We start from the raw sequence: 14,397 nt of genomic DNA, 5'->3' as shown, positions 1-14,397 counted from the left end.
CCTATGCCTTGATGGCACCGTTGCGCCGCATTTTTTGCATTTCTTCGGCAAACACCCGGGCATTGCGCCGGATGTCTGCCGGCGTCATCCGGCCGCTGTAATCGTTGTAGTGGTAGGTGCCACCGCCACCCAGCTGCCCGTCGCCATTCGCCGCCTGGCGGATGACGTTGGCGTACTGCTTAGGCAGCACCATTTCCTGTTCGTGAAGTTGGGTCATCGGATTGGTACCCGCCGGAATGTCGTAGCCGCCTTCGGCCGACGCCACGTTTTTCACCATGCCAAACACGAAGGCGCCGGCCGCCGCAGCGGCAGCGACACCCAGCACGGGACCGATGATGGGAATTGCCGACATGGCCGCGAAAGCGCCGGCCATGGCCTGCCAGGCGCTGGCGATAATGTTCTTCATCGTGGCCGCGCCCCAGATCGCCACGGACATCGCCGCACCACCCGACTCCGCCGCAGTACGCACCCCGACGCCGGCCACGGTCGCTCCAGTCTTGGCGGTCTCCCCGAACATCCAGGCCATCACAGGGGCGGTGACCATGTTCTCGATGAACGCGCTACCGATGCTGCCAAATATCCCGTTGAGCAAACCTTGGGTGGACATAGTGCCGGTCAAAATGCCATTCAGGCCGCCAGTCCAACTTGAGCGAACACTGCCGACCATCCCGGTCCAGTTACTCTGAGACTCCATCGTTTGCTGACGGCCGATGACCGCCATGCTGTTGCGATGTGTTTGCTCGAGTGCAAGGATCTGTTGTTGCACCTGCTGCAGGGCCACCGGATTGCGATCAGGATCTTGCTCAAGCAATTTCTTGCGCTGCTCCAGGGCAGCCGCTTCGATTGCGTATCGCTGTTGCTCGAACTCGGCCTGCGATTGCAGCAGTTGCCCCTGAGTGATCAGGTTGGCTTGCAGATCCAGTTGGGCCATCTGCTCAGCGTGTGAGATGTCCGCAAGCCGCGCCTGTTGATCAGCCGCAAGCTGTTGCTGCTTCATATTGGTAATTTGCTGCTGCTTCTCGCGCTCAATCGCAACCACTTCAGAGGCCGCCTGGCGATACTCCTCACTGTCCTGCCCGTACAACTGGCGACTGCGATCCAGCACTTGCTGGGCGATCTGCAATCGGGCGTCCATGTTGTTGCGGTACATCTGAGCCTGCGCCTGCAGGTCCGCAAACGCTGAACCTTCGTCCTGCTTACGCAAATTGGTCAGGGCGCCCAAATAATTGCGCTGCACGCTCAACCGCTCGGCAGCACTGAGATCGGTGCGCTGCAGAACTGCCTGCCAATAGTCGACTTCTTTCTGCAGGGAGAACTGCTGGAACGTCCCCTGCTCAGCCTGCTGCTGGGTGTGCGCAACCTTCTGCGCGTCCAGAACTTCCGCCCACTGACTGACCCGCGACTTCGAAGCGCCCCCAGCTGTCGGCGTGTCCGGCTTGGCCGGAGGTGGTGGAGTGCTCCCCTTCTCCAGCTCTTTACGGTGCTCAATGGCAGCCGAATAAGCTGTTTCAAGTTTTGTTAGACGCATTACCTCCAGGCCGTAGGCCGTCGGGCGTTGCTGCGCCTGCTGCTGGGTAGAAAGACGTGTATCGCCCGTGGCTGCCATCTCGGCGACTTTACGTCGCTGCTCTTCGATTCGAGCCAAACGCGTCTTCATGCCGGCATCGACCTGATCGATCTTATTGGAGGTCAACTGCATGGCTTCCAAGAGCAACCGCTCTTCTTGCAAGGAGCCCTCCAACTGCGCTTTACCGCCGCCACCGCGCGCACCTTTGTTACCCAGGTTGTCCAGCATGGCCTCAAGACGCTTGACGTTCCCGGCCACCTCATCAACCGTCACGCCCGCGCCCGTCAACCCCTTCAACACACCGGTGAACCAACTCGCTGTCTCGGCCAAGGTTTTGTTCAGGCTGATAAACGCCGGCTCAAGAATGGTACCGAGGGTGACTTTGAGCTCGTTACTCTTGGTGTCCAGTTCGGCCTGACTGCCCGTCAACCCTTTGGATGCCTTGTCGGCATTACCCACCTGGGCTTCGGTCTCTTGGAGGATTCCGTTTATTTCGCCAAATCGTTTTTGAGCATCCGTTAATTTGTCGCGGGTGGTACCAATGGTTTTCGCGTATTCCTCCCACATTTTTGCAACGTTTTTCGTGACACCGGCATTGTCCACCAAGGCAGAGTTTTCATTCTTGAGGCCTTCGGTAGCACCGACTACGGCCTCAGACATGCTGAGGTTCGCCTGCCGGTTAAATGCAGCTGCATCTTTCAGACGGCTGATCACTGCCACCGCCTGATCAATGTTGTAACCACGACTCAGCAGGTTCTGCAGCGACTTTGCCGCATCACTTACGCTGATCAATCCGTCAGCCGAAAGCTTCTGGGCTTCCTCCATTGCGCGACCAATACCAACACCAGAATGGTTGGCCACAGCCTCCAGGCCGCGATAGGCCGACTGCTGTTCGAGCAGCGCCGCCTTGCTGTCACTGACAAAATCCTTGATCGCAACCGCCGAAAATACCGCAGCCATTGAAGCGCCCAAAGCCAACATGTCATCTTTGATTTTGGCTCCGACAAAACCAAAGGCATCATTGGCCGCCGAACCCAACCGACTGATTTGGGTCTGGCTGCCCACCATATCGGTGTTGATTGCCCTCAACTCGCGATTGAAGGTACCTCGCGCATCACGCATGTTGCGCTCGATGCTTTCTACCGCACGATCAAAACCCTGAGTACCAGCAGTAAACTGGTACGCGATGTTCCTATCCATACCGGCACCCAAAATGCAGACAATAAAAAACTCCGCCATGGCGGAGTTTGTTGGACCAGCTTTAAATCACTTACTGCAAACTGCCTGATAAACACCTTCAAAGGTTGATGGCGAATCGGCTTTAAAACGAACACTGCTCCCGGTGCTGAAGAATTTTTCAAACCCTGCGTAACCGCCATAACCATTTTTAGAATTCACTTCACCGCAGATAATCGTGGCGCCGTTTTCCAGTTTATGCGGTTCAAGTTTCTGAAACTTCGCAGCATCAGGATCCTTCAAGCGTGCACGCACCAACTCGCGCGCTTTCTCCTTAAGCAAATACACTTCCGCGGTCTCGGCCTGGGCCGCTCCAGCTGCTAGCAACAACAAAAACAAAACTCCATTACGCATGGGTAGCCTCCCTGTTAAACGTCGGAGAAGGCTACCGATAGCTGCTATCAGGGTCCAGTTTCTAACTCAATGGACAAAACGCATCCAAAGCACCGCGCAAGTGCTCTGGCAGTTCGCTACGCATATCCGCGGCGAGTGCCGCCATGTTGGTAGCCAAGTCTGGGGCACCGGTGACCGACTGAGTCGGCTTGTACCCCAGGTACCCTGCCACCAGCACATGAACGGGCGGATGGTGATTCCAGTAGTCCGTCATGTGGCCCACCATGACCATGTCCCAATCACGCCGAAGCGTGACCGGACTCTGGCCTGTGCAGGCGATCAGGTGTGCGTAGAGCTGGCCCCAGTCGAGGGGGCCAGAGCTTCCCCCGACTCGTTCACGGGTTGCGCCTCCATCCCTGAGGCGCTCATGACCGCGTCCAAGGCGGCACGCATATTCTTCAGGTCCAGAAGGCTCGCCACTTCAGAACGATCCATGTCCGGGTAGTTGCGGCGTAAGGCGGCATGCGTGGCGTCAATGACGGTGGCGATGCTGTCCTTGTCCATTCGACCGGACATGACGTTATTGATGCGATCGAGCAACTGTTCCAGATCCCCCAGCGCCATGGGCGGTATCACCAGTGTTTTGCCCGGAAACGGGAACTCAACACCAGGTACGTTGACGGGCGTCATTCGCTGGCACTCCAGTAAACGACTTCACCGAACTCATCGGCGTAACCGGTGAATTCGAAGTCGGGGATGGTGTAGTCATCCTGCTTGGTCGCAATCCCCAGCTTGTTGCTGACGAAGTTCGGAACCCGGACATAAATCGATTTGCCCTTGTACTTCAGGTACAGCTCGCCCTGAAACACTGGCATATCGCCCATCGGCAGGTTACGCACGGACAGACTTTTGCCGGTGGCCACCGAGTAGCGATAGTCGATAAACACCGGGGTATTGGCGTCCGCCACCGCAAAGCCGTACTCACCGGTCGTGGCGTTGTAGGTGTACTGGCCTGAGACTGGCGCAGTCAGGACGCGTTGAAAAGCCACCGCCCCACCACCGCGTACACCTAAGTCACCGGCCAACAAACCATCCGCTGGTGGATCGACAATGATTTTGCCCCCTACGGGAATCGGCGTCGGTGTGGTTGCGTGATGCACCAACACTTGACCGGGCTGCAACTGCTGGCCAAACACCAGGGCATTCCATTGCGAAAGGCTGATCTGCGCCGCCTTGGCCTTGCCGGACAGCTTGCCCTGACCACGCGCCGCATCGACCGCGAACTGTTCGCCGCCGAACAACTCTTTCGAATCGAAGGACAGGTCAATCGACGCTTCTTGCATGATGCCCAGCAGGATAGGGGTTGGTGCTGCCAACGCATTGCCATAGGCGTCCATCAGCGGGGTGGCATAAAACAGCCCGCTACCGAATGCAATTTGCATGAGAGGTATTCCTCAATAAATAGTGGGTCCCGACAACAAGTCGCCGGTGTTGCACAGATAGGTGAAGCGGTAGCGCACCATGCAGTTGCCCGCGGTGTTGTCGCCGTCGTCCTCGATCCAATCGATGTAGAAACGTTGAATGCGGTCAGCCTCGGGAAAGGCGTCCTCCTCCATCAGGACCGCGTGCACAGCAACCTTGACCAGATCCGCGACCTGGTCCCAGGCATCGCCCGTGGTGGTGTCCTCGCGAGCGAGGATTTCCACCGACAGCTCAAACTGGTTGCGGTCTACCGACTGGCTTTCGCGTTCGGTGGTTTCCAGGTTCGGACGAATCACAATGGCCGGCGACATGTCCCGGGTGATCGCTTCCGTACGACTGCGAAACACTCGGTCGCTGGCCAACGTACCGGCGCCAAGAATCAGCACCTTCGCCCGGTCGACGATGCGCTCTTGAATGGAAGGCATAGGGTTAGACCTTGGTGAGTGAAGCGAGACTGAATGCCCCGTCATCGATCATCAGCCGGTCGCGCACCCTGTAAGACACGCCACCCACACTGATTAACTTGCCGTTGACAATGCCCAGGCGCTCAGCCTCGGCGGTGATGATCAGGATTTCGTAGTAGGTCGACTGACTGTTGATACCGGCCATGGCGCGGATCTCATCCGGCATGTCCCGCACCGCCAGGAAGGGCTGGCCGTCGACTAGGCCACCCACATTGAAATCCTCGAGGAAGGCCGAAAGGTCCTCCTCAAACATCGCCTTCAGCCTTGGCCGGACCGGCTTTTTTGGTCGACTCGGCGGGGGAAACTTCGCTCAGCTGGTTACGGAAACGCTCCGCAACGTCGGCCGGCAACTCGATCGTCCCACCGACTTCGACCAACTCATTGTTGGGCTTACGGAATGAACCGCTGAGCACCCGGTAGGATTTATTCGCCATTGCCGCCCCCTGCATCCTTTTCGACCTTGGTGACCTTCTGAGCCAGCGCCTTGTCCGGCTCACCGGGGATAACTATCACCTCCCCCTTCTTGAACTGGACCGGGCTGATGATCTCGTAACGGCCTTTCTTGAGCTCCTGCAGGCAGTGCGCTCGCGCACTGGCCTGAGCAGCCGTCAGGATCAGTTCGCCACCGAACAAGGTGATGTTCTGATCGACTGTGTATTTCGGCATCGTGATGTCCTCGAATGAGGTGCAAGCCCGAAGGCTTACACCAGTTGGTTCAGGACGGCGTACTGCCAGCGCCCGAAACCGACGTTGCGCCAGGTGTCGACGCCGTATTGGTGCGCGTCGTTGTCGAACTCGTACTCCGAGCCTTCGGCCTTGGCCTTCATCACCACGTCAGTTTCCTGCTGACGAATGAACGACTTCAGGCGCCCATCGGTGCGGAAGGTCACGAACTTGTCGGTCCAGGCATTCAAGCGGACGTTACCAATCACCCGCACGTTGACGTTGTCCGGCATGACGATCTCGCTGATGTTGGTACCGCGCGGTACGGTCAGCGCCGACTGGGCCACGCTCAGCAAACCGAAAGGCACCATCACCAGGAACTCGCGGGCCAGTTCGTTGATTGGCTCGCCCTGATCGTCCTTGAGGCTGGTCAGCTGGGTGACCGACTTGGCCACGGCCTGCTGAAACTCTTCAGGGCTCGGGCGCGAGGGGGTGCCGTGCAGCGTGGCCGCCAACTCGCTGATGTCCGTGGTGATCTTGTTCGACTGCGGGCCGCTGTTGCCCTCTTCGTGGTCGGTATCGAAGAAGTACTGGCCGTCGTAGCAGATCTGGCTTTCGCCGTTCAGCACCAGGGCCGACAGCAAACGAGCCCAGTGCGAGTTGGTACGATCGGCCAGCTCACCGAGACGAATGCGCAGCTGCCCGGTTTTGTCGCGGCGCAGCTCCTTGACCAGGACCTCGATCGTCGCTTCGTAGTGCAGGTTTTCAATTTCGAGGTCAGCGCTCACAAAGCCCTTGGCGTGGCGACCGCCGATCCACTCACGCAGCGTCGGTACCGCGCCGATCCACGGATAAGTTTCCTTGGCCTGGTCGGAGTCAAAGAGGTTGGAGATCAGATCGATCCAGGTCGCCCCGGCGTTTTGTTCGAGCAGCTCGTAAAACGTGCCAATGACGGCACGGCTGGAAAGTACTTCAGCACCCATGGGTGTATCTCCTGATGAAAGACTTGGTGAGCCGGCGTGTTACGCGACCGGGACGGCCTGCGCGGCGAACTTGACGATGCCCGCGCCACCGCTGACAAAGCGGTGCACATGGCCGATCCGGCTATTACCCGCAGCAGTGAGGACAAAGGTGCCGCTGTCACTGGCGTACACGGCCTTGCCGATGTCGGTGATGGCCAGGGCCGCGACCGGCAGTTGCACCTTGCCCGCTTCACGCAAGCGAACACGCGCCGCGCCAGCAGCCCCGGTGCGGTTGTCTACGCCGCGGTCAGCGAAGCCGACGAACAGGTCTGCAGCGGTCAGCGGACGCGCCAGGCCATTCGCCGAATTGATGCCGACGGCCGAGCCTTCGAAGATCTGCACGCCGGCAGCGACAGGCAGATCATTGATGTCGCCCGTCTCGTAAGCGCGGGGAGTGTCGAGAGTAAGAGGCATGAGGATCTCCAAAGCCTAAAGGGTGGTGGGTGTGGTCCGGGTTACTTCTTCAGGACTTTGATCAGGCCCTTGTCTTCGGCTTTGCGGTACGCGTGGTACGCACCGAAGTCGCCGAACTCAGCCCGCAATTCCTTGTTGCCGTCCCAGGTCGCCTTGGCCCGCTCCTCGAGCGGCGCCTCGGGATCTTCCTGATCAGACGCGGCCGCCGGGGTGTCCGGTGCGGCTGCGGCAGGGACTGGCTTGGTCGCCGTGCTGCGGATATCCGCCAGCGCGGCAGTGCGCTTGGACTTTTCGGCGGTGATCACCTGGCTGGCTGCTTCAGCACCAGAGGTCTTGCCGTCGAACTTCAGGGAGGCGATCAACTCTTCATGACCGGGAAGCCCGGCAGCCTCGACCGCCTGAATACGTTCACACTCAGCTTTCGCACCGGCGGCGTGAGCGGAATGCTCCAGCGTCGCCAGCAACTCGGCGTGGTTGGCCGCCAGGTAAGCGCGATCGATGGTTGGCTTATCGGCAGCGGTCGTACTTGGCTGGGTTGCGGTGGTTGTAGTCATAGAACGATCTCCGGAGTTGCTGCCGTTGAGTTCGGCAATCAAAGATTCAAGGGTGGATTCACGGTCGGCCATGCCCAGGGCAACAGCGTCTGAGCCGATCCGCATGTCGCCCTGACCGAAGTCGGAAAGGACGGTATCGACGTCAACACCGCGATAGTTCGCGACGTCCTCGACGAAAATGGTGGTCAAGCGATCGACATGGTTCTGGGCCAGCGCACGGCCCTGCTCTGTCGCAAAGTCGGGACGCTTGTTTGGGCTCTGGCTGCTGACGATCTCGACGCTGCCGTCATCCTTGTTCGTGCGCACCGAGAGCACCGTGCCGATGGAGCCGACCGCGCCGGTGCGACTCATGACGATTTCGTGGGCTGCCGCCGCCATCCAGTAACCCGCGCTGGCGGCATTGCCCGACACGTAGGCGACCACCCGTTTCGGGGATGCCCGGATCATCTGGGCGAACTCGGCGATGCCGCTGGCCTGGCCGCCGGGCGTGTCCATCACCAGGATGATGCTGTCGGTGCGCGGGTCATCCACCGCAGCGGTGAACTCCTTCGCCAACACGTCAAGCGAAGTCGCGCCGGACATGGCGGTGAACAGGTTCGCGTAACGAAACACCGGCCCGGTGACCGGGACCAGCGCCACACTGCCGCGCTGGGTCACGTTGCGGGTGTTCTGCAGCGGCCGCCCCTGCCTGGCCTCTACAGCCTCGGGGCCATCGTTTTCACGACGGGCGATCGCCGCGATGGTGTGCAGCATGTCCGGGGTGATCGCCCAGGGCTCGCGCGACACCAGGTCGAACGCCGTCACCCGATGCGCCGGTGGAGCGTCGGTTGGTTTATCGGTCATGGTCAGGTCCGTTCGGGTAAGTCGGGGTTTTGCGGCAACTGGTCTTCAGGTTGAGAGGCCGGCGTGGCAGATAGGCCGTCTTCCATTCGACGTTTCACTTCCAGCGCGCGCTGTTCGTGGTTTTCTTCCCAGTCGCTGCCGTCGTAGAGCATTGATTCCTTAGCCAGCGTGCTGACGCCAAGATCGACACGCGCCTTGGCCGCGTTGATGTCCTTGAGCGGATCCACGGTGCCCGGACCATCGCCGACCCAAATCGAACCGCAGTAGGCATACCGCAGCAACGGATGGTCGAAAAAGCCGGGAGCATCGATGTCGCCCTGAGCAACAGCCTCTTCCAGCCAGTGCTCGTACACCGGCTGACAGAAATCGTTACCCAGGAAGTCGCGACAGCCACGGATGAACTGCCAGGCCTCCATCACAGCGGCGCGCGCGGCGGTGTAACTGGCCGTGAAGTGCTTGATCAGCACTTCATAGGGCAGCTCCAACGCCATGCCGATCTGGCGCAACATCGCCAATACAAACGGATCGAACGCCAGGTTCGGACGCCCGGGCGCGGCTGAATCTATCGATGCGCCTTGATCCAGCTCGGCGACAATGCCGCCGCTGAGTGTTCCGTCCCAACCACCGGCCGCACGATCTGCAGGACGATCACCGCCAACCGGCGTGTTGCCGGTCGCAGCGGAGGCCAACGGGCTGAGATCCCCGCCAGGCCCGGGCTTGATGAACACCGCGAAGAACGCCGACACCACAGCGGCTTCCAGCTCTGCATCGGTGTAGCGATCAAGTTGCTTGAGCTTCTCGATCACCGGTGCCAGGTACGGTACTCCGCGAGGCTGACCGACACGTTTGCGCCGATACAAATGCAGCAGCGCCCGACCACCCCGCTCATTGAAGAAGGGTCGCTCATCCCACTTCCGCTCTCTCACACCCAGTGCACCCGGGTGGCTGCGTAGAATGTGAGCCTTGATCGGCTCCCCATCGGCATCACGTTCGATGCCAGCGGTCAGCGTTTCGGTATCGGCCTTGTTGTCTGGGTTACACACCCGATCGCCTTCGATCAGCTGGATGCAGGCCGAGTAGTGCTGACCCGGGCGTTCTTTGTGGGTCAACAACGGAAAGACATCACCGCTGCTCAACACCGAACGCCACGCCAGATCCTGCAAGCCGTAAAAGTTCTGTTCGCGGGTGATGTCGCACGCCGTGGTTTCGGCCCATGACTTGAACAGCGACTCGGTGTTGCGCTGCCAATCACGCGCGGTGTCCTCATCCCAACCGAGGATCTGACGGTTAACCACAGACTTCAGCGCCAGTCCGGTACCGACCGTTTTGGTCACCACCGTGTTGATCGCGCCACCACCGATGGGGTTATTGCGCTCCAGGTCGCGGCATCGTTCCCGAAGAGTCGGCAGATCCGGCAGCAGATCTGCAGCTGCACTTCCGGCCGATGGATTCCAGGCACTAAGGGAGCGCTTGCGTTTTGAGGCGCCGCTGTAACCCCCCATTGCCGTCATCGTCATACGCGCCTGCATACGCTTGGCGCCGCTCTCGGGGCTAAACCAACTGATTGCCCGATCCAGCAACGTGGGCTCGGGAGCCTTGAGCGAACGACTCATAACGGCGTGATCCCGCGCAAGACAATGCCGCGAGGGCGACCGCTGGCCAGTCGATCCACCTGGAGCTGCCAGTAATCGATCATCTTGGTGATCTCTGCCGCGTCGGCGTAGTTCAGCTGACGGGTGCCGATGCGGTAGCTCTGCTTCTGGCTGACCTTCATGCTTGCGTCGAGCCAGGCTTGAAGCTGGCTTTGCGCCTGTTCCAGGGTGATGGCCATAGATTAATTCCTGCGTTGAGAGAGCACGCGCATAGCAGTGCGGCGCCCAGAAACAACTCTCCCGCCAGAAGGCGGGAGCTCGTTGGGTTCAGCGGATGGTTTCGGTACCGGGTTTTCCGGCGCCGGTGCGGGATCTGAATCCGGCTCGATGTCCGACTCCGGTGGTGGCGAATCAAACAAACCGCCTTGGCGGATCTGAGCATCCAGCGCCGCCCAGTCGTGTTCATTGAGCAGGTGCGTTTTCAGCGAACGGGCCGCATGCAGAGCGTAGGTTTCGCAGTCCGTGGCTTCGTTCGGCTCGCCCGCCTTTTTCTGCCAGACCTTGCGGTAGTGGTGCCGCCGGCTGGGGGCTTTCACTTCGGCGGTGATCTGCCGGAAGTAGTCGGGACGCACCGTCTTGTAGAAGTGCATCCGACCTGGACCGTCTCCAGTCAGCGGCAGTCGCCCCTCAATCCACAGATCCTTGGCCCGGGACGTACCGACGATGTAAGGGCGCAGGCCGTACTTCGAGGCCTTTTGCTCTTTGTCGGTGTCCACCCCCTGACGAGGCGCACTGAAGATTTCTTTTCGCTCATCATCCCGGCTGTTGCCTCGCTCGCTGGCCCCCTTGATTGCCATAACGCCGCGTTGCTGATGCTTACGGCAAAACGCATAGGCTGCATCTTGGGTAACGGTGCCGTCCGAGGTGTCCAGCGAGACTGCCAGGACTTTCAGCTTGGCACCGCAGGCATGGGTGATCGGCGAGAACAACAGCTTTTCCAGATCCAACCAAACACCCTGCCCTGGCAGCACCACCTCGCCGTAAATCTCACCCCAGTAGAGCAACCATGACTCCTCGCCACGGCCCCAGGCGCGAAGAACGACCGCCAGGCGATCGTGCTGCACGTCGACACCTGCGGTGATCACCAGCCCACCCATGGGCACGAACATTTCCGGGTAATCCTCGGCCCGCTCCGCCAGCTTGTCGGCTTCGGGCAGATCCGATTTGTACTCGTAGGCGCGACCCTGTTTCTGGTTGACGAACTTGATCAGCAGCGACAGATTGCCCATGGCGGCCTGGTGCTCGGCGTTGAGCTGCTCGCGCACGATGTTCGCCAGGCTGGTACCAGGCAGGCACGCATAGAGTTCGTTCAGTTCGATGAACCCTGCACGCCCGGCAAAGGGTTTCGTTGCCACCCAACCGCAAAATGGATCACCCGCCTCGACGGCGCTGAACACCGTGTTGCGGATGTTCTCTTTGCGCTGGTAGTCGTCCCAGATTTCTCCGCAATGTGGGCAGGCGTAGCCGGCTGTGTCGGGATCTGCACGGCCATAGATTTCGTGCGGCTCGACCCCTTCATTGATGTCCAGGTATTTGATATGGGCGAAGTCCAGCACATGAGCCTGGCCGCAGGTATGACAGACAATCGGCAGCACTCGGCAATCGGTCTGTGCCAGGCGCGCCTCGGTCTTGCTCGCGCCTTTGATCGCTGGGGTTCCACCGACCAGCATTTTCGAACCCGGGTAGCGTTTCCCACGTTCTTCCAGCAGGGCGATCGCATCGCCCTGCCCCTTCACGTCATCACTGGTATCGTCCGGCTCTTCGACCACCGACAGTCCCACGGATGAGGTCGACTTCACGTTGCCGGGGGAATTCGAGGCCACCAATTTGAGAAAGCCGCCCGGGAAGCTCTTATGATCCCAGCGGTTGCCGGAGGACCGACTGGTGTCGACCGGCATCAACCGATTGACCTCGCTGTTCGCCATCACGCCGTGCTTTAGCTTCTCATCGTGGAAGTTCTTCCCGTCCTTTTCCTTGGCAAACAGGATCATGATCGGCCGGGGCAGGAATTGGACAAACTTGAACAGGTACCCGATCAGGAACCAGGTCCAGCCGATCTGCGCGGCTTTCATCAGGTCCACTTCGCTGACGCGCGGATCATCCAGTGCCGCGGCCACGCCGAGGAAGTACGGCGTGTAGTGGAAGTCGTACAGGCCGTGCAGCACACCGCTTTCGGCGGGCAAGTAAAACTCCGTGCTCAAGTACTCCGCCGTGGGCACATCACGCGGCGGGTTGAATTTCCCCGCTGCTGCCAACAAGCTCTGCGCCAAGTTTTCGCGCGTAGCCTGCAATTCGCTCGGTTGTAGGTCCAGCAACTTTGGCCACCACAGATCGATCAACCGTGAGTTTCTGCACGTTCTCGATTTCCTGAATTAATCGTTCAACGCCGCCCAGGTATTCCCGGTTGGCAAAGGCTGACCAGTCGGACAGCACTCGCTCCGCTTCCATGCTGGGGATCAGCGACCGCAATTTCTCGTGATACAGCAGACGCCCGTTCGCCGCCTTGACCCGCCCTTCGTCAATCCGCACGGCGTTGAGTTCTTCCAACTGGCTGCCTCCGCGCCCCGCCGCCTTGTTGCGCAGGTCGCGGATGTACGCTGTCCGGATCTCGTCCAGGCTGGCGGCCTGCCAGTCACTGATGCCCAACCCCTTCAACACATCGCGGGCATTGCGCTCACTCATGTCCAGGTGATCGGCTATCTCGCGCTGTGTTGGCATGGTCATCTCCTAGGACTGGACAGGAAGCGGAACCCCCTATGTCGGGTTGAATCTGCAAAAAGATCGGGGTTCGAATTACCCCATTCCCCCAGATCGCCGGAAGGACCCATTAAAAAAGGGGATGAGGCCTCGATCCGAGCCTGAATCGCCTCAAAACCGCACGGAAACGCCGAAAATCGGCGACGGCCTCAGTCGCGAGCCATCTCGCGGGCCAATGCCCGGCGGAACAGTGGTTCGAACTCGACAGCGGCAACGCGGTTGGCCACACCGTAGAAGTCGAATCGCCGACGATAGGTCGGACGCTTAACGAAGATCAGGATGGGCCGCGCGCCGTTGCCGACACGCTGCCAGATACCCAATGGGCCAGTGCCATTGCCTGGGCGACCAGCGAAGTAGTCAGGGGCATTGCGATTGCGGCGTTTACTGCGAGCCGTGCGGTTAGCCATGAAGCCCGATACACGTTCGGCAGCACCGAGGGCGGAGAGTATCTGGACGATCTGCCCACGACTGATGTTGCCGTTGCCATCCATTCGAGCGCGCCTGCCCGGTACCGCGTACATATCAGCAGGCATCAGGCCATAGTGGATCAGCGCTTTCTCGAATCGCTTGTGCGGACGATTTCCGCCGTCCATATGCACCGGCAAATACTTCGATGCCGCAACACCCGAACTGGCCTCATCCTTGACCCACACACGGGCGAGCAACCGGGTGGGTGTGGCACTTCGCTTGTAAATCGAGTTCAACGTCCAGCGGGTAGGACGATCAAACACACGGGCAATCTCTTCTTTCTCTGCGATCTGCACCCGTTCGGCGGTGAAGGTCAGCGCCTTGGCCGCAGCAATTGGCACCTTGTTGCGGCTGATCCCTCGAAGGCCTTTCACGATCTTGTCGATGTTGTCGCGCATCTCAAGGCGCATCATTGCCCTGGTTCGCCGCCAGTGGTTGACGACTCGCTGACGCCAAGACGCTTGGCTGCCCAGCGCTCGTACAACCCAATGGCGACATCGGCGCCGGCCATCGCGGTCAGGCAACCCAAGCTACCCGCCGCCCAGATCGACATGCCTGCAGCGATCATCAACATCATCGCCGAAACCCCGCAGGCAATGCAGGCACCCGACCGCAGTGCCAGGCGTCGCAATAACACCCAGCCCCGCGCCCCATCCTTGTCCGCCCGCCACATCTCGCCCGATACGCCACCGACCAGGGCCAGGACGATCACTAACCAGATTGGCATTTCTGCCAGCGCTTGCTGCTCGTTCGTCATCGCCCTACTCCATAAACGCAAAAACCCGGCACAAGGGCCGGGTTTGGTGTGTGGTGCCTGCCGCTCTCTGCGGTCGCACCTATCGAAGATGGGTACTTTTTACAGGTGGATTCTCATGGCAGCAACCCTACTTTAATGCCACCAGGTGAATAAGTAGGTAACGCAGGGTGAACGTCTAGCGAATG

At 59.9% G+C, this 14,397-nt stretch carries 17 protein-coding genes; all 17 read right to left on the bottom strand.

The genetic code is table 11. The features are described from left to right. Window position 1: 1 nt before the first annotated feature. Window positions 2-2,806, bottom strand: a complete 2,805-nt coding sequence (locus B0D71_RS01050) for a hypothetical protein (protein ID WP_103393079.1) — start codon at window positions 2,804-2,806, stop codon at window positions 2-4. A 27-nt stretch (window positions 2,807-2,833) separates the two neighbouring features. Next, a complete protein-coding gene (locus B0D71_RS01045) occupies window positions 2,834-3,157 on the bottom strand; it encodes a hypothetical protein (protein WP_103393078.1) in 324 nt (107 codons plus the stop codon). 318 nt (window positions 3,158-3,475) lie between these two features. Then, complete coding sequence (locus B0D71_RS01035; protein ID WP_103393076.1) at window positions 3,476-3,826, bottom strand: hypothetical protein; 351 nt, start codon at window positions 3,824-3,826, stop codon at window positions 3,476-3,478. After that, complete coding sequence (locus B0D71_RS01030) at window positions 3,823-4,578, bottom strand: hypothetical protein (protein WP_103393075.1); 756 nt, start codon at window positions 4,576-4,578, stop codon at window positions 3,823-3,825. Before B0D71_RS01030 ends, B0D71_RS01035 begins: the two co-directional genes overlap by 4 nt. 12 nt (window positions 4,579-4,590) lie before the next feature. Further along, the gene (locus B0D71_RS01025) at window positions 4,591-5,043 is read right to left on the bottom strand and encodes a hypothetical protein (protein ID WP_103393074.1); all 453 of its coding nucleotides are present in this window, start codon (window positions 5,041-5,043) and stop codon (window positions 4,591-4,593) included. A 4-nt stretch (window positions 5,044-5,047) separates the two neighbouring features. Further along, window positions 5,048-5,335, bottom strand: a complete 288-nt coding sequence (locus tag B0D71_RS01020; RefSeq protein ID WP_103393073.1) for a hypothetical protein — start codon at window positions 5,333-5,335, stop codon at window positions 5,048-5,050. After that, window positions 5,328-5,516, bottom strand: coding sequence for a hypothetical protein (locus B0D71_RS01015; RefSeq protein WP_103393072.1), 189 nt, complete (start codon window positions 5,514-5,516; stop codon window positions 5,328-5,330). The genes B0D71_RS01020 and B0D71_RS01015 overlap by 8 nt, the downstream gene beginning before the upstream one ends. After that, window positions 5,506-5,748 carry a hypothetical protein gene (locus tag B0D71_RS01010; RefSeq protein WP_103393071.1) on the bottom strand — a complete coding sequence of 81 codons (243 nt, stop codon included), beginning with the start codon at window positions 5,746-5,748 and terminating at the stop codon, window positions 5,506-5,508. The genes B0D71_RS01015 and B0D71_RS01010 overlap by 11 nt, the downstream gene beginning before the upstream one ends. A 35-nt stretch (window positions 5,749-5,783) precedes the next feature. Then, window positions 5,784-6,728, bottom strand: coding sequence for a Mu-like prophage major head subunit gpT family protein (locus tag B0D71_RS01005; RefSeq protein ID WP_103393070.1), 945 nt, complete (start codon window positions 6,726-6,728; stop codon window positions 5,784-5,786). 39 nt (window positions 6,729-6,767) lie between these two features. Continuing rightward, window positions 6,768-7,181 (bottom strand): cytoplasmic protein, encoded by a 414-nt coding sequence (locus tag B0D71_RS01000; RefSeq protein WP_103393069.1) that lies wholly within the window; start codon window positions 7,179-7,181, stop codon window positions 6,768-6,770. A 41-nt stretch (window positions 7,182-7,222) separates the two neighbouring features. Then, complete coding sequence (locus tag B0D71_RS00995; protein ID WP_103393068.1) at window positions 7,223-8,578, bottom strand: S49 family peptidase; 1,356 nt, start codon at window positions 8,576-8,578, stop codon at window positions 7,223-7,225. Between the two features lie 2 nt (window positions 8,579-8,580). Further along, window positions 8,581-10,191, bottom strand: a complete 1,611-nt coding sequence (locus B0D71_RS00990; RefSeq protein ID WP_103393067.1) for a phage portal protein — start codon at window positions 10,189-10,191, stop codon at window positions 8,581-8,583. Next, window positions 10,188-10,409, bottom strand: coding sequence for a DUF6148 family protein (locus B0D71_RS00985; protein WP_103393066.1), 222 nt, complete (start codon window positions 10,407-10,409; stop codon window positions 10,188-10,190). Before B0D71_RS00985 ends, B0D71_RS00990 begins: the two co-directional genes overlap by 4 nt. Before the next feature lie 3 nt (window positions 10,410-10,412). Then, on the bottom strand, window positions 10,413-12,413 hold the full coding sequence (locus tag B0D71_RS00980; RefSeq protein WP_103393065.1) for a phage terminase large subunit family protein: 2,001 nt from the start codon (window positions 12,411-12,413) through the stop codon (window positions 10,413-10,415). Window positions 12,414-12,450: 37 nt separating this feature from the next. Next, window positions 12,451-12,948, bottom strand: a complete 498-nt coding sequence (locus B0D71_RS00975) for a hypothetical protein (RefSeq protein ID WP_103393064.1) — start codon at window positions 12,946-12,948, stop codon at window positions 12,451-12,453. 188 nt (window positions 12,949-13,136) lie between these two features. Continuing rightward, window positions 13,137-13,868 carry a hypothetical protein gene (locus tag B0D71_RS00970; protein ID WP_133160907.1) on the bottom strand — a complete coding sequence of 244 codons (732 nt, stop codon included), beginning with the start codon at window positions 13,866-13,868 and terminating at the stop codon, window positions 13,137-13,139. Beyond that, window positions 13,865-14,212, bottom strand: coding sequence for a phage holin family protein (locus tag B0D71_RS00965; RefSeq protein ID WP_103393062.1), 348 nt, complete (start codon window positions 14,210-14,212; stop codon window positions 13,865-13,867). The genes B0D71_RS00970 and B0D71_RS00965 overlap by 4 nt, the downstream gene beginning before the upstream one ends. Window positions 14,213-14,397: the final 185 nt, after the last annotated feature.

Source organism: Pseudomonas laurylsulfativorans (assembly GCF_002906155.1).
GTDB lineage: Bacteria > Pseudomonadota > Gammaproteobacteria > Pseudomonadales > Pseudomonadaceae > Aquipseudomonas > Aquipseudomonas laurylsulfativorans.
The sequence above is the reverse complement of the archived record's forward strand: the minus strand, read 5'-3'. Positions and strand labels throughout refer to the sequence as shown.

What these genes read in the sequence shown, in the direction of transcription:
- B0D71_RS00965 (WP_103393062.1), bottom strand. Translation starts at nt 14,212, where the DNA reads ATGACGAACGAGCAGCAAGCGCTGGCAGAAATGCCAATCTGGTTAGTG.
- B0D71_RS01050 (WP_103393079.1), bottom strand. Translation starts at nt 2,806, where the DNA reads ATGGCGGAGTTTTTTATTGTCTGCATTTTGGGTGCCGGTATGGATAGG.
- B0D71_RS00990 (WP_103393067.1), bottom strand. Translation starts at nt 10,191, where the DNA reads ATGAGTCGTTCGCTCAAGGCTCCCGAGCCCACGTTGCTGGATCGGGCA.
- B0D71_RS01025 (WP_103393074.1), bottom strand. Translation starts at nt 5,043, where the DNA reads ATGCCTTCCATTCAAGAGCGCATCGTCGACCGGGCGAAGGTGCTGATT.
- B0D71_RS01015 (WP_103393072.1), bottom strand. Translation starts at nt 5,516, where the DNA reads ATGGCGAATAAATCCTACCGGGTGCTCAGCGGTTCATTCCGTAAGCCC.
- B0D71_RS01045 (WP_103393078.1), bottom strand. Translation starts at nt 3,157, where the DNA reads ATGCGTAATGGAGTTTTGTTTTTGTTGTTGCTAGCAGCTGGAGCGGCC.
- B0D71_RS01035 (WP_103393076.1), bottom strand. Translation starts at nt 3,826, where the DNA reads ATGACGCCCGTCAACGTACCTGGTGTTGAGTTCCCGTTTCCGGGCAAA.
- B0D71_RS00995 (WP_103393068.1), bottom strand. Translation starts at nt 8,578, where the DNA reads ATGACCGATAAACCAACCGACGCTCCACCGGCGCATCGGGTGACGGCG.
- B0D71_RS00970 (WP_133160907.1), bottom strand. Translation starts at nt 13,868, where the DNA reads ATGATGCGCCTTGAGATGCGCGACAACATCGACAAGATCGTGAAAGGC.
- B0D71_RS00985 (WP_103393066.1), bottom strand. Translation starts at nt 10,409, where the DNA reads ATGGCCATCACCCTGGAACAGGCGCAAAGCCAGCTTCAAGCCTGGCTC.
- B0D71_RS01020 (WP_103393073.1), bottom strand. Translation starts at nt 5,335, where the DNA reads ATGTTTGAGGAGGACCTTTCGGCCTTCCTCGAGGATTTCAATGTGGGT.
- B0D71_RS01000 (WP_103393069.1), bottom strand. Translation starts at nt 7,181, where the DNA reads ATGCCTCTTACTCTCGACACTCCCCGCGCTTACGAGACGGGCGACATC.
- B0D71_RS01005 (WP_103393070.1), bottom strand. Translation starts at nt 6,728, where the DNA reads ATGGGTGCTGAAGTACTTTCCAGCCGTGCCGTCATTGGCACGTTTTAC.
- B0D71_RS01030 (WP_103393075.1), bottom strand. Translation starts at nt 4,578, where the DNA reads ATGCAAATTGCATTCGGTAGCGGGCTGTTTTATGCCACCCCGCTGATG.
- B0D71_RS01010 (WP_103393071.1), bottom strand. Translation starts at nt 5,748, where the DNA reads ATGCCGAAATACACAGTCGATCAGAACATCACCTTGTTCGGTGGCGAA.
- B0D71_RS00975 (WP_103393064.1), bottom strand. Translation starts at nt 12,948, where the DNA reads ATGCCAACACAGCGCGAGATAGCCGATCACCTGGACATGAGTGAGCGC.